The 13,156-nt window shown below is 57.0% G+C and carries 13 protein-coding genes and 1 riboswitch; of the genes, 2 read left to right on the top strand and 11 right to left on the bottom strand.

All coding sequences use genetic code 11. The features are described 5' to 3' along the window. Nucleotides 1–58 precede the first annotated feature (58 nt). From hisD to FX155_RS08070, 6 genes are all read right to left on the bottom strand, one after another. Nucleotides 59–1,408, bottom strand: a complete 1,350-nt coding sequence (gene hisD / locus FX155_RS08045; RefSeq protein ID WP_154488365.1) for a histidinol dehydrogenase — start codon at nt 1,406–1,408, stop codon at nt 59–61. Continuing rightward, complete coding sequence (gene hisG / locus FX155_RS08050) at nt 1,405–2,055, bottom strand: ATP phosphoribosyltransferase (protein WP_022487856.1); 651 nt, start codon at nt 2,053–2,055, stop codon at nt 1,405–1,407. The genes hisD and hisG overlap by 4 nt, the downstream gene beginning before the upstream one ends. Nucleotides 2,056–2,067: 12 nt before the next feature. Then, entirely contained in the window at nt 2,068–3,243 is a 1,176-nt protein-coding gene (hisZ, locus tag FX155_RS08055) for an ATP phosphoribosyltransferase regulatory subunit (RefSeq protein WP_154488366.1), read from the bottom strand. Beyond that, entirely contained in the window at nt 3,240–3,542 is a 303-nt protein-coding gene (locus FX155_RS08060) for a YerC/YecD family TrpR-related protein (RefSeq protein ID WP_022487858.1), read from the bottom strand. Before FX155_RS08060 ends, hisZ begins: the two co-directional genes overlap by 4 nt. Before the next feature lie 238 nt (nt 3,543–3,780). After that, nucleotides 3,781–5,727 (bottom strand): FAD-dependent oxidoreductase, encoded by a 1,947-nt coding sequence (locus FX155_RS08065; RefSeq protein ID WP_154488367.1) that lies wholly within the window; start codon nt 5,725–5,727, stop codon nt 3,781–3,783. A gap of 115 nt (nt 5,728–5,842) precedes the next feature. Then, the gene (locus FX155_RS08070; protein ID WP_154488368.1) at nt 5,843–6,706 is read right to left on the bottom strand and encodes a LysR family transcriptional regulator; all 864 of its coding nucleotides are present in this window, start codon (nt 6,704–6,706) and stop codon (nt 5,843–5,845) included. A 197-nt stretch (nt 6,707–6,903) separates the two neighbouring features. Next, nucleotides 6,904–7,014, top strand: a riboswitch (SAM riboswitch). Between the two features lie 72 nt (nt 7,015–7,086). Between FX155_RS08070 and FX155_RS08075 the strand changes: the two genes are divergently transcribed. Continuing rightward, nucleotides 7,087–8,124 (top strand): methionine ABC transporter ATP-binding protein, encoded by a 1,038-nt coding sequence (locus tag FX155_RS08075; RefSeq protein ID WP_154488369.1) that lies wholly within the window; start codon nt 7,087–7,089, stop codon nt 8,122–8,124. Next, nucleotides 8,114–8,776 (top strand): methionine ABC transporter permease, encoded by a 663-nt coding sequence (locus FX155_RS08080; protein ID WP_154488370.1) that lies wholly within the window; start codon nt 8,114–8,116, stop codon nt 8,774–8,776. The genes FX155_RS08075 and FX155_RS08080 overlap by 11 nt, the downstream gene beginning before the upstream one ends. 241 nt (nt 8,777–9,017) lie before the next feature. On the opposite strand, the gene FX155_RS08085 is transcribed toward FX155_RS08080, so the two are convergent. The 5 genes from FX155_RS08085 to FX155_RS08105 all read right to left on the bottom strand — a co-directional run bounded on the left by FX155_RS08085 (nt 9,018) and on the right by FX155_RS08105 (nt 13,002). Further along, entirely contained in the window at nt 9,018–9,386 is a 369-nt protein-coding gene (locus FX155_RS08085; RefSeq protein WP_154488371.1) for a DUF192 domain-containing protein, read from the bottom strand. A 497-nt stretch (nt 9,387–9,883) separates the two neighbouring features. Next, nucleotides 9,884–10,813, bottom strand: coding sequence for a type II secretion system F family protein (locus FX155_RS08090; protein WP_154488372.1), 930 nt, complete (start codon nt 10,811–10,813; stop codon nt 9,884–9,886). Between the two features lie 2 nt (nt 10,814–10,815). Next, nucleotides 10,816–12,216, bottom strand: a complete 1,401-nt coding sequence (locus FX155_RS08095) for a CpaF family protein (RefSeq protein ID WP_022487376.1) — start codon at nt 12,214–12,216, stop codon at nt 10,816–10,818. Between the two features lie 51 nt (nt 12,217–12,267). Further along, nucleotides 12,268–12,699 carry a TadE/TadG family type IV pilus assembly protein gene (locus tag FX155_RS08100; protein WP_154488373.1) on the bottom strand — a complete coding sequence of 144 codons (432 nt, stop codon included), beginning with the start codon at nt 12,697–12,699 and terminating at the stop codon, nt 12,268–12,270. A 117-nt stretch (nt 12,700–12,816) separates the two neighbouring features. Then, a complete protein-coding gene (locus FX155_RS08105; RefSeq protein WP_195839638.1) occupies nt 12,817–13,002 on the bottom strand; it encodes a Flp family type IVb pilin in 186 nt (61 codons plus the stop codon). Between the last annotated feature and the right edge of the window lie 154 nt (nt 13,003–13,156).

Here is a 13,156-nt window from a genome sequence, read left to right on the forward strand (position 1 = left end):
GCAGGCAAATTTTATCCAACGGCCGTTGACCGTTGACAATTGACCATTGACAGTCTTGTTACAGCTGCTTCTCCTTCCGGATCCGGATGGCATTGGCGTGTGCCTGGAGCCCTTCCGCTTCCGCCATGGCGATGATGTCATCGGCTGCTTCCGCCAGGGCTTCCCTGGTATAGGAGATGATGCTGGTCTTCTTCATAAAGGTTTCCACATTCAGCACGGAATAGAACCGGGCGGTACCGCCGGTTGGCAGGATGTGGTTGGGGCCGGCGTAATAGTCCCCCAGAGGTTCCGGAGAATAGGCTCCCAGGAAAATGGCACCGGCGTTCCGGATCTTGGGCACCAGGGCAAAAGGTTCCCGGGTGTTGATTTCCATGTGTTCCGGAGCGGAAATGTTGGCCATGTCCACCACCGTATCCATGTCCTTGGCCAGGATGATTTTCCCCTGCACTGCCAGGGACTGGGCGGCGATTTCCTTCCGGGGCAGCTTCTGGAGCTGGACTTCCACTTCGTCCGCCACCTTGTTGGCCAGGGTTTCATCATCGGTGATCAGGATGGCGCAGGCCAGAGGATCATGTTCCGCCTGGCTCAGCAGGTCCGCCGCCAGGTACTGGTAATCCGCCGTTTTGTCCGCCACAATGAGGATTTCACTGGGGCCGGCCAGCATGTCGATGTCCACATGTCCGTAAACCGCCTTCTTGGCCAGGGTCACGAAAATATTCCCGGGGCCGGTGATCTTTTCCACTTTGGGAATGGTTTCCGTACCAAAAGCCAGAGCGGCAATGGCTTGGGCCCCGCCCATTTTGTAGATTTCAGTGATGCCGATTTCCCTGGCGGTGGCCAGCACATAGGGATTCATCTTCCCGTCCCGGCCGGCAGGGGCAGCCATGGCGATCCGGGGCACCCCGGCCACTTTGGCAGGCACCGCGTTCATGATCACGCTGGAGGGATAGGCGGCAGTACCGCCGGGGACGTAGATCCCCACGCTGTCCACCGGGGTCATCTTCTGGCCCAGGAAGGACCCGTAGGCCCGGGGCGTCAGCCAGGTCTTGGGCAGCTGTTCTTCATGGAACTTCCGCACATTGGCAATGGCCCGGCGGATGGCCCCCATGGTCTTTTCATCCACGGCCTTTTCCGCTTCCGCAAATTCCTCTTCCGTCACCCGGATGGTGGCCGGGGTCAGGTCCGCCCCATCCAGCTTTTTGGTATATTCGAACAGGGCTTCATCCCCCTTGGCACGGATGTCGTTGACGATAATGTCCACTTCTTCCGCAGCCGTAAGGGGCCGGCCGAACATTTTTTCCACAGCCGCCGCCACTTTCGGAGACAGCTTCACTTCATCAAAAGATTTCTTTTCCAGGAGACGGCTGATTTCTTCTGCCGTGCTTTTTCTTTCATCATAGACTTTCATTCCGGTTTTTCCTCCTTCAGGACCACTTTCAGATCTTCCACCAGCTTCCGGATCCGGTCGTACTGCATCTTGAAGCTGACTTTATTGGCAATGAGACGGGCAGTGGACGGGAACACCGTGGCCACTTCCTTCAGATGATTTTCTCTCAGGGTACGGCCTGTCTGGACAATATCCACGATCATTTCGCTGAGCCCCACAATGGGCCCCAGTTCGATGGAGCCGTTCAGTTTGATGATTTCCATCTGCATCCCCAGTTTGTCGAAGAAATCCGCGGCGCATTTGGGATACTTGGTGGCCACCCGCATATGGGCGTAATCGGTGATTTCCGGCAGCACTTTGGCTTCCGGCACCGCCATCATCAGATGGCAGCCCCCGTAGCCCATATCCAGCAGTTCGTAGATGTCCTTCCGTTCCTCGTTGAGCACATCCTTGCCGATGATCCCGATGTCCGCCGCCCCGTATTCCACATAGGTGGGCAGGTCCACGGTCTTTACGATGATGAACTTCACTTTGGTCTCTTCATTGGTGATAACCAGCTTCCGGGAATCCTCCACCACATTGTCCGCGGCGTAGCCCACCTTGGCCAGCAGTTCCACAGACTTGGCGAAAAGTTTTCCCTTGGGCAGGGCAATTGTCAAATAATCCATTCCCGTTCTCTCCTATCCTACATATGCTACGGCTTCACACCGGTTGGCTGCACAGGCCTTGGCCGCTTCTTCCGGGGTCAGGGCGTTGGTGGCCACCTTCACGTTCTTGCCGCCGTTCCGCAGTTCCAAGGCTTTCCGGATGGCTTTTTCCTGGCATCCCGGAGCCCAGGCCACGTAAATGTCCCATTTGGATTCCCGGTTGAACCGGCCGTCCCGGCGCAGGGACAGGATGATCCGGTCGATGCCCAGGGCAAAGCCCGTAGCCGGCTCCGGATCCCCGAAGGCTTCCATCATATGGTCGTACCGGCCGCCGCCGCAGATGTTGAACCCGATCTGAGGGGCATAGGCTTCGAACACCATACCGGTGTAATAGTCGAAATTCCGGATCAGGGACAGGTCGAAGGACAGATACTGGGCCACTCCGTAGGCTTCCGTCAGCTTGTAGATGGCTTTCAGGTTCTTCAGGGCGTCCAGGCTCTTCTGGTTCTTCACCCGGCCTTCCAGAGTATCCAGCAGGTCCCGGCCGCCCTGGAGGTACAAGAGCTCCCGGAACAGGTCCTTCAGCTCTTTGGGGATGAACCGGTCAGCAGCTTCTTCCAGCCCCACCGCGTTGTGGGTGAGGATCATGGTCTTTACGAAGTCCGCCTGTTTTTCCGTCAGCCGGGCTTCTTCCATAAGCCCGGCCAGGAAGGCGCTGTGGCCTACGCTGATCAGGAAATCCTGGAGCCCGGCAGCTTTCAGGCTGCTGACTGCCAGGGCCAGCACTTCCGCATCCGCCATGGGCGCTTCCGCTCCGATCATTTCGATCCCCGCCTGGGAAAATTCGCACTGCCGGCCGGCCTGGGTCTGTTCATGGCGGAACACATTGGCAATGTAGAACAGCCGTTTCACACCCTTGTCGTTCTTCAGCCGGGTGGCAACCATCCGGGCCAGGGGGGTGGTCATTTCGCTCCGGAGCATCACTGTCCGGTTGTTCCGGTCCATGAACCGCATGCTTTCGTCGCTGATGCCGGCGCCGCTCAAAGCGAAGGTGTCGGCGTATTCAAAGGTGGGGGTGATGGCTTCGTCATAGCCCCAGGAAAGGAAGTTCCCGGCCACCCGGTCTTCCAGTTCCCGTTTCAGCCGTGCATCCCCCGGCAGGATATCTTTGGTCCCGTAAGGGATCCGCAGTGCAGTACTGTTGCTCATTTCTCTTTAGCTCCTTCAGTCAAAATGGGGATCAGGGTTCGGTATCCACCTGCTCCATAGTTCAGACAGCGATTTACCCGGGATACCGTAGTGCTGCTGGCGCCCGTATCTTTGACGATCTTTGCATAGTTTTCGCCCCGGTGAAGACGCACCGCCACTTCCAGCCGCTGGCTCAGAGCCTTCAGCTCGTTGGGGGTGCAGATGTCTTCCAGGAAGGCCAGGCTCCCGTCCACATCCTTCAGCAGAGTGAAAGCCTTGGCAAGCTGTTTCAGTTCCCGTTCGTTCAATCCGGCTACCATGATCGTAACCCCTTTCTGTATCATAGGAATCCATGCGGTGCCGGTGTTCCGGCACAACCGCTTTACTGATTTAATACTTTACTACGATGATGCGATAAATGCAAGTAGTTTTTTTGAATTTGTGAAAATTTTTTTGGCCGGCCAGCCCGTCCCGGCCTCCGGTTTTCTCCATTAAAAAAAGACCTGGCAAAAACCAGGTCTTTTCCATAGGCCGCTGACCGTTGACAGCTGACCGCCTTTAAATATCCATCCCCGCCCAGTGTCCCCAGTACACTGCATTGGTGATGGTGGATACTTTGGCGGCGTCTCCGATGACTCTTACGAAGGGGGCACAGTCCCGCAAAGCCTCCACCACATCCGTCCGGGAGCGCTGGCCCAGAGCGCAGATCACCGTATCCCCGGGCACCAGCACCTGGGCCCCGGAGGGATCCGTGCACAGGATCCCCTCTTTGGTCACTTCCACCCCTTTGTAGCCCGTATGGACCCTGGCGGTTTCGGCAATCTCCGCCAGCAGCAGGGGACGATGGCGCACATTGGCGTCCGGAGCCAGGGTGGGCCGCATTTCCACGATTTCCACCTTTTTTCCTTCCCGTCCCAGGTGGATGGCACATTCACACCCGGCCAGGCCGCCGCCGAACACCACCACATGGTCTCCCACCTTGTCCTTTTCCCTGTAGTAGTTGTTCACGATCACCACATTGTCCCCGTCCAGGCCCTTGATGGGCGGCACCAGGGGCCGGGAACCGGCGGCGATGATCAGGGCATCGGGCTTTTCCGCCTCCACGGTTTCCGGGGTGGCTTCCGTGTTCAGCCGGATCTCCGCCCCTGCCTTCCGGGCCAGCAGCTCGTAGGTATGGGCCAGTTCGTACATCTCCCGTTTGAAGGGAATGGCCTGCTCACTTTTCAGGATGCCCCCCACTTCTCCTTCTTTTTCCATCAGGATCACCCGGTGGCCCCGGCGGGCAGCAGTATAGGCAGCGTACAGGCCCCCAGGGCCTCCGCCCACCACAACCACTTTCTTCTTCACCGATGCCGGCTGGACTTCTGTCCCGTCCAGCTCCCGGCCAATCAGGGGATTCACCGTGCACCGGCGGGTGCTGGTGGCCGCCCGTTCCGCCATACAGGTGAAGCACCGGAGACAGTGGACGATTTCTTCATCCCGGCCTTCCTCGATTTTCCGGGACGTTTCCGGGTCCGCCAGCAGCTGCCGGGCCATGTACACCACATCCGCCTTCCCAGAAGCGATGATTTCCTCCATCATGGCCGGATCCGTCAGGCCTCCGATGGTGGCCACCGGTTTGGACACATGCTTTTTGATTTCCGCCGCCAGGTACACGTTCCGGCCGTGGTCCTCGAACATAGAGGGATGGGTGATCCCGAAGGTCTTCTGGTAGGTGCCGGCGGAAACATGGATCAGGTCCGCATAAGGTTCGATGGCCTGGGCAATCTTCACCCCTTCGTCCAGTCCGTAGCCTCCTTCCGCAAATTCCGCCCCGCTCATCCGGAATTCGATGGGGAAAAAGGGCCCTACCGCAGCCCGCACCGATTTCAGCACTTCCACTGCAAACCGGGTCCTGTTTTCCAGGGATCCCCCGTATTCGTCCGTCCGGTGGTTGAACAGCGGGGACAGGAACTGGTTGATCAGCCACCCGTGGCCCCCGTGGATCATCACCATTTCAAAACCCGCCCGTTTGGCCAGGCTGGCTGCATGGCCGTAGGCTGCCACAATGTCGTCGATCAGATCTTTGGTCAGAGCCCGTACCGGCACCCCGTCGGCCCGGACCCCGTCGCTGGGGCCCCACTGGTGGAGATTGTGCTGTTTGGTCTTGTCCGTCATGTAGGTGCCGGCAAACTGGCCGGAATGGGACAGTTCGATGGAAGGGATGGCTCCGTGCCGGCGGATGGCGTCGGCGGTATAGGTGGCGCAGGCCAGGGAATTCAGGATGCTTTCATCCAGATGATAGGCGTGGGAACCGTCGGTGGCCGGATGGACCATCAGTTCCGAGACGGTCACCGCCCCGGCCCCGCCTTTGGCCCGGAGTTCGTAAAAAGCCGTGGATTTGGGGCCGATGCACCCGTCGTTGGTAATATCGGTACCGCCCATGGGAGCGGAAAAGATCCGGTTCCGGAAGGTGGTGCGGCCGATGGTGATGGGGGTGGACAGATGGGGAAATTTGCGCAGCATGGTATAGTGCCTCCTAAAATATTTTCCAGTTTTTTCCGCCTTTCACCCTACCATAAAAAAGAAGCTGCCGTCCAGCAAAGAAACAGCAGTAGATATAAATAAATCATTGATAGGACTATTTCCCCTGGGGGCACACCGCCAGCAGTTCCTGAAACAGGGGTTCTTCCGCCCGGTTTTGGGGGCACACAAAGGACACCTGCCAGGGGGAGGTCTCCCGGAGGGGAATCTGCCGGAGAGGAGCCTCCACCGGATGGATGGCCGCGTCGATGCCGATGCCCCGGCCTTCCTGGCAGAACTGGTAAATCAGGCTGCTTTCCATGGTCTTCACTGCAAAATGTGGGGTAAAGCCAAAATCCCCGCACCGTTCCACCACATTGTGGTAAATGGAAAAATGCTCGTTCAGACACAAAAGAGGCTCCCCCTTCAGGTCTTCCAGGGACAGGCTGTCCCGGTCATAAAGGGGATGCCCCGGGTACACCACCGCTTCCACCGGCGCCTGGAACAGTTCCCGGCGGAAGAAACCTTCCGGAGCCCGGGACCCTACACAGAATCCGCAGGACAGGGTCCCTTCCTGGAGCAGCTCAAGGATGTTTTCGTTGAAATCCTCCGCCCATTCCAGCCGGAATTCCGGGTGCCGGGCCGCTGCGCTCTGGAGTTTCTCGATGGAAATCACATGGAGCACCCCGCAGGCAAATCCCACCCGGAGCCCCTGCTGCTGGCGCTTCAGTTCCTGGATCCCCAGCTGGAGCCGGAGCAGCTGGGCGGAGAAGGAACGGCTGTATTCATAGAAATAATCCCCCTCCCGGGTAGGCACCACCCCTTTGGGAGTACGGACAAACAGCCGGGCCTGGAGCTCCCCTTCCAGCACCCCGATGATCCGGCTCACCCCCTGGGGCGTCAAAAACAGCACCTTCGCCGCCTGGTGGATGCTCCGTTTCTCATAAACCTGCAGAAAACACCGGATAGCCCGGGTATCCATGGCAATCCCCTCCTTTGGGAGGATTGTAACACGGGTGGAAGAGGGTGTCAACGGATGTAGGATAGGAGTGGTTAAGTGGTTAAGTGGTTGATCATTCGATGATTGCCGTCCCCGCACTCTGCACTCTTTACTCTGCACTTATGCCCCAATTCCCATTGACAAACTGTACTTTATACGGTATCATTTAATACGCACAGAATTCATCCAGAGTAACGGAGGGACTGGCCCTATGAAGTTACGGCAACCATCAGCGGCTTTGGCCGGCTGAACGGTGCTAAGTCCATCAGGCGTGGCCTGAAAGATGAAGATGAGTGAGCCAATCTGATTCCTCTTCATTGCTGATGAAGAGGAATTTTTATTTTTTACGGAGGTGAACCCCCTTGATAGAACTCCAGCACATTGACAAAGTCTATCATACGGCTTCAGGGGACCTGCATGCCCTGAAGGATATCAATCTGACCATCAACGAAGGCGAGATCTTCGGCATCATCGGCCTGTCCGGGGCTGGCAAAAGCACCCTGGTCCGGTGCATTAACATGCTGGAAAAGCCCACCAGCGGCAAAGTCATGGTGGACGGCCAGGAAATGACCGCCCTGGGCGAGGAACAGCTGCGGAAGGCCCGGCAGAACATCGGCATGATTTTCCAGCATTTCAACCTGCTGTCCAGCCGCACCGTATTCGGCAACATCGCCTTCCCTCTGGAAATCCAGGGCATGGACAAAGCCGCCATCCAAAAGAAGGTGGAACCCCTGCTGGACCTGGTGGGCCTGAAGGACCGGGCGGACCACTACCCCAGCCAGCTGTCCGGGGGCCAGAAACAGCGGGTGGGCATTGCCCGTGCCCTGGCCAGCGACCCCAAGGTGCTGCTCTGCGATGAAGCCACTTCCGCTCTGGATCCCCAGACCACCGAAAGCATCCTGAACCTGCTTCGGGACATCAACAAACGGCTCCACATCACCATCGTCATGATCACCCACCAGATGAACGTGGTAAAGGAAATCTGCGACCGGGTGGCCGTGATCGAAAACGGGGAAATCATCGAACAGGGGTCCATGGTGGACATTTTCACCAACCCCCAGAAAGCCACCACCAAAGAATTCGTGGCCAGCATCCAGCACAACGACCTGCCTGATTTCGTCAGGAAGCTGGACATCCACAAGGACTACAAAGCCGGGGATAAGGCCCTGGTGAGCCTGAGCTTCATCGGGGACAGCGCCGGCGAACCCATTGTATCCGTGCTGATCAAGGAATACGACACCAATGTGAACATCCTGACGGCCAACATTGAAACCCTGCAGGATACCCCCTTCGGGACCCTGCTCATTGAAGTGGAAGGGGACGAGGACCATTTGAAAAAAGCCCTGGATTACCTCCACGAAAGAAAAGTGAAAGACGAGGTGATCGGTTATGTCTCCTAATATGATCCATCTGCTGATCAAGGCCCTGGGCGAAACCCTCTACATGGTAGCCCTGTCCGCCGCCATTGCTTCTCTGTTCGGGATTCCCCTGGGGGTCATCCTGACCATTACCGGCAAAGGCCACATCAAGGAAAATGCGGCTCTCCACAAGACCCTGGGCTCCATTGTGAACGCTCTCCGGTCCGTGCCCTTCATCATCCTGATGGTGGCCATTATCCCTATCACCCGGATCATCGTGGGGTCTTCCATCGGCACCACCGCCGCCATCGTGCCTCTGACCATTTCCTGCACTCCGTTCATTTCCCGGATCATTGAATCCTCCCTGCTGGAAGTGGATCCCGGGGTCATCGAAGCGGCCCAGAGCATGGGGGCCTCCCCTCTCCAGATCATCTGGAAGGTGCTGCTGCCGGAAGCCATGCATTCCATTGTGCTGGGCATCACCCTGGCGGTGATCAGCCTGATCGGTTCCAGCGCCATGGCCGGTGCCCTGGGGGGCGGCGGCCTGGGTGACCTGGCCATCCGTTACGGGTACCAGCGGTTCCAGGCGGATACCATGGTGGCCACGGTCATCGTCCTGATTGCCCTGGTCCAGTTGGTCCAGACCATAGGGAACAAGATTTCGGCGAAGCTGAACAAGACGAAGATCAAATAAAAGAGGGGGTGTGAAAAAATTCACACCCCCTTAGCTGTAGAGCCGCATAGCGGCTCAAGTCCGGAGTCAGAAGTCTGGAGCCGAAGGTTAAATTTGCAGGCAAATTTTTTGAATGTGTAGAACCGTTGAACGAAATGATTTCTCAGATTAATTGCGATTCTGGTTCTACAGAATCAAAAGGATCCGTCCAGCCAGACGGATCCTGTCCTGAGGCTTCCGACTTCAGACTCCCGACTTCCGACTAAGGGGCTGTTGCGCATGCAACAGTCCCTTTTATCATCCCCACTTTCAAACCCAGCCGCTCTGCCTCTCCTGCTTTCAGTTCCAGTACGGAACTGGCTTTCAAACAAGCGGAAAGGCCCAGCCAGGGATGAAGGTTCCGGACGATTTTCACGATTTCCATATTTTTGTTGAAATACACTGCATCGATGGCAAATCTCATGAAGCACATATGGATGCTGTTGGTGGGGTTCAGCCACAGGCCGGCGGCCGGAGGCAGGGGCTTCCGCAGCATCAGCCCCCGGAACCGTCCCCACCAGGTGTCGGCGATTTCCACATCAATTTGTATTTGGGAACGGTCCCCGAAGGACCAGGTTTCATGATTGGACAATTTGGATTCTCCTTGGGAGGCTGCTGAAAGCAGCGTCCAGCTTGCAGTCAATAGTCAGCAAAAAAAAGATACCATCTGCCAAAGGCAGATGCTTTTGAACAAAAACGCAGCCGTACGGCTGCTAACCCACCACCATTGCGCAAGCGCAACGGTCCCCCGCCCTTGTAAAGGGCGGATATACGCTCGGGCTGACGCCCATTGCTTTTGGCCACCAGTACAAAACCTGTGTGCCTTAAAACGAGGGACTTTATATCCCAAGTTTTTATCCGCCCTTGTAAAGGGCGGATATACGCTCGGGCTGACGCCCATTGCTTTTGTTGGCCACCAGTACGAAACCTGTGAGCCTTAAAACGAGGGACTTTACGTCCCAAGTTTATATCCGCCCTTTTCAAGGGCGGGGGACCAGCCGCAGGCTGGTGGTGGGTTAGCAGCCCCCGCTGCGTTTTTCTTCATAGGAACCCGCCTGCCGCGGGTTCCCTCCTTCTGCTTCAGCCCCCTCATTTCATCCCCTGCATCAGAGAAATCAGCGACGGCAGGAGGACCACTACGAATATGGCGGGGAAAATGCAGAACACCAGGGGGAAGATCATCTTCACCGGTGCCTTCATGGCCTGGGTCCTGGCCCTTTGTCTCCGCAGGTCCCGCATGTTGTCCGCCTGGATCACCAGGGTATCGGACATGGAGGCCCCCAGCCGTTCCGACTGGACCACGGACATGACGAACAGGTACACGTCCTGCACATCACACCGTTTGGCCATCAGCTGCATGGACCGTCGCCGGGTCATGCCCATCCGGATATCCCGGAGCATCCGGCGGAATTCGTCGATCAGGGGTCCTTCCATCCGTTCCACCACTTTCCGCATGGCACCGTCCAGGGAAAGGCCCGCCTGTACGGAAATGGACAGCAGGTCCAGCACATCAGGCAGCTGCCGGATGATCTTTGTCTGCCGGTCCCGGATGATATGGTTCAGCACCCCGAAAGGCAGCATGGCCCCGAACAGCAGGAATCCCCAGATCAGCAACAGGCCCCCGAAGGTGCCCATGGGATGGCTGGCGGTATACCGGAACCCCTGGACTCCCCAGAACACCATGGAAACGAACCAGATGCCCACCAGGGTCCTTGGCTTCCAGATTCCCTGCTTCCCGGCCAGGATGATCCGCTGCTCCATCATCTGAGGCAGTGCCGAAGGGGCAAACTTGGAGAAAAAGTCCATGGCCTGGTTCAGCAGCCGGCCGATGGTCCGCTGGTACAGGGGGATCTTCTTCAGGTCGTCGGGGTTGGTCTCCTCTTCCTGGACTTTCTCTTCTTCCCGGAAGGTTTCCAACCGGCGCTTCACTTCTTCCCCCTGGATCTTCTTCAGGGCCATGACCGAAAGGACCAGATAGAAGAACAACGCCAGGGCAATGGAAAGAGACAGTGCCAGCATGGTCAGTCACCTTCTTCCCAGTCGATCCCCGGCCGTGCCTTCTGCATAAAGGCCGGATATTCCACATTGTGGGATTTGAACTTGTTCAGGAACTGAGGCTGCAGCCCGGTGGGACGGAATTCTCCCTGAGCCTTGCCGTTTTCGTCGAACCCGGTCTGGACATACCGGAACAGGTCCTGGAGGACGATTACGTCCCCTTCCATTTTCTGTACTTCCGTAATATAGGTGATCTTCCGGGAACCGTCCTGGATCCGTTCCTGATGGATGATCAGGTCCAGAGCCGAAGAAATCTGGTCCCGGATGGCCCGCACCGGCAGGTCCAGGCCGCTCATGAGCACCATGGTTTCCAGGCGGGACAGTACATCCCGGGGGCTGTTGGCGTGGGCGGTGGTCAGAGACCCTTCATGGCCCGTATTCATGGCCTGGAGCATGTCCAGGGCTTCGCCTCCGCGGACTTCCCCGACGATGATCCGGTCCGGCCGCATACGCAGGGAGTTCTTCACCAGGTCACGGATGGTGACCGCCCCTTTTCCTTCGATATTGGCAGGGCGGGCTTCCAGGGTCACCACATGGGGCTGTTCCAGCCGCAGTTCCGCCGCATCTTCGATGGTCACGATCCGTTCATCATGGGGGATGAAGGAACTGAGTACGTTCAGGGAGGTGGTTTTACCGGAACCGGTACCACCGCTGATCATAATGTTCAGTTTGGCGTTGACACAGGCCCGGAGGAAAATGGCCATTTCTTCCGACAAGGTGCCAAAAGAAATCAGATTCTCCACCGACAGTGGTGTCCGGGAGAATTTCCGGATGGTCACACAGGGCCCAATCAGGGACAGAGGAGGGATCACCACGTTCACCCGGCTGCCGTCCTGGAGACGGGCATCCACCAGAGGGGAGGCTTCATCCACGTGCCGGCCGATGGGGGTGACGATCTTGTCGATGATGGCCATCAGATGGTTGTTGTCGTGGAACTGGGCTCCCGTCAGGTGGAGTTTTCCCATCCGTTCCACATAGATCTTCTTGGGACCGTTCACCATCACTTCGGTGACGCTGTCGTCCTTCAGGAACGGTTCGATGGGCCCCAGCCCCAGGATTTCGTCACAGATGTCGGATACCAGCCGGGCCCGTTCTCCCCGGGGCACCACAAAGGGGTTGTGCTCCAGCACCCGCTGGACATAACCGGAGATTACATTTTCGATATCCTGCCGGCTGTGGGTGGCAGAATCCAGCACCTTCTGCTGTTCCGCACTCATTTCATCCACAATGGCCCGGTGGACGCTCACCTTCAGATTCTGGTACTCTTCTTCCCGGGCGTCCGCCGCCCGTCCATTGAATATGGGATTCTCCCGGACCTCGGGCTTGCCTTTTTCAGTTTTCCGTCCCAGCCGTTCCAGCAGTTTCAACGCCGTATCCCCCTTGTATCCTGCCAGGTCCCCGGATCTGGCAGGTTTTCCTTATTTTTGCTGATTCTCATCATACATGGTGTAGGTGGCCCGCATGGTCTTCAGGTCACTCCCCTGGAGCAGCCCTGCCCAGCTCAGATTGGAGAAGAAGACCCCCTGGGTCTTCATGGGAGCCTGCACCGTCACCGTCACCGAAGGAGACCCGTCCACCGTAGTCTGCTCGATGGTGATGTTGTTCTCATTGGTCAGTTTGTACAGATTCCCCGCAGTTTTGTACTCATTGAAGTTCCGGGTCTTCACATTATCCCAGCTGTCCCCGGGCTCCCGGACCACCGCCTCCCGGGCCACGGACCGGGCCACGTTGTTGAAGGTGATATAATCGCTGAAGAACATCCCGAAAGCGCACATGGCAATCAGGATGAGAAAAAAAAGAGGGACCAGAATGGCAAATTCCACAATATCCTGTCCCTTTTGCCGTTTCATGATGGTTCCCCCTTTCCTGTAGTTTTTCAGTTCTTTCGAAAAGGCACCAACCGGAAGCTGATGCCCTTTCGAAAGAACTCCTGCGAAGGCAGGAGTTCTTTCAGCATAACAACAAAATCAATTAGTTTTAGCAGTATTAGCTGCGTTCATCAGACTTCCAGCGTTTGTGAACACTGCGTTGATGTTTTTAGCAATACCACTCTGCTGATAAATCAACCAGCCGATCCCAACGATGATGGCCAGCATCAGGGCATATTCCACCATGTCCTGGCCTTTTTCACCCAGACGGGGTTTAATGTACATGTCGTACATCATCTTTGCCATGGTAATCTGAAGTGGTAAACTAAAATTGGACACGGAGGGGGTAATTTTTGGACATACGGTGTATACTGTACGGATAGTACGAAATTAATTATCGGACAGAAATTCTCCCTCACAGGACAGGAGGTTTGCCGTG

The organism is Acidaminococcus fermentans (assembly GCF_009696675.1).
Classification (GTDB): Bacteria; Bacillota; Negativicutes; order Acidaminococcales; family Acidaminococcaceae; genus Acidaminococcus.

What these genes read in the sequence shown, in the direction of transcription:
- FX155_RS08065 (WP_154488367.1), bottom strand. Translation starts at nt 5,727, where the DNA reads ATGCTGCGCAAATTTCCCCATCTGTCCACCCCCATCACCATCGGCCGC.
- FX155_RS08080 (WP_154488370.1), top strand. Translation starts at nt 8,114, where the DNA reads ATGTCTCCTAATATGATCCATCTGCTGATCAAGGCCCTGGGCGAAACC.
- FX155_RS08100 (WP_154488373.1), bottom strand. Translation starts at nt 12,699, where the DNA reads ATGAAACGGCAAAAGGGACAGGATATTGTGGAATTTGCCATTCTGGTC.
- FX155_RS08090 (WP_154488372.1), bottom strand. Translation starts at nt 10,813, where the DNA reads ATGCTGGCACTGTCTCTTTCCATTGCCCTGGCGTTGTTCTTCTATCTG.
- hisD (WP_154488365.1), bottom strand. Translation starts at nt 1,408, where the DNA reads ATGAAAGTCTATGATGAAAGAAAAAGCACGGCAGAAGAAATCAGCCGT.
- FX155_RS08060 (WP_022487858.1), bottom strand. Translation starts at nt 3,542, where the DNA reads ATGGTAGCCGGATTGAACGAACGGGAACTGAAACAGCTTGCCAAGGCT.
- hisZ (WP_154488366.1), bottom strand. Translation starts at nt 3,243, where the DNA reads ATGAGCAACAGTACTGCACTGCGGATCCCTTACGGGACCAAAGATATC.
- FX155_RS08105 (WP_195839638.1), bottom strand. Translation starts at nt 13,002, where the DNA reads ATGTACATTAAACCCCGTCTGGGTGAAAAAGGCCAGGACATGGTGGAA.
- FX155_RS08070 (WP_154488368.1), bottom strand. Translation starts at nt 6,706, where the DNA reads ATGGATACCCGGGCTATCCGGTGTTTTCTGCAGGTTTATGAGAAACGG.
- hisG (WP_022487856.1), bottom strand. Translation starts at nt 2,055, where the DNA reads ATGGATTATTTGACAATTGCCCTGCCCAAGGGAAAACTTTTCGCCAAG.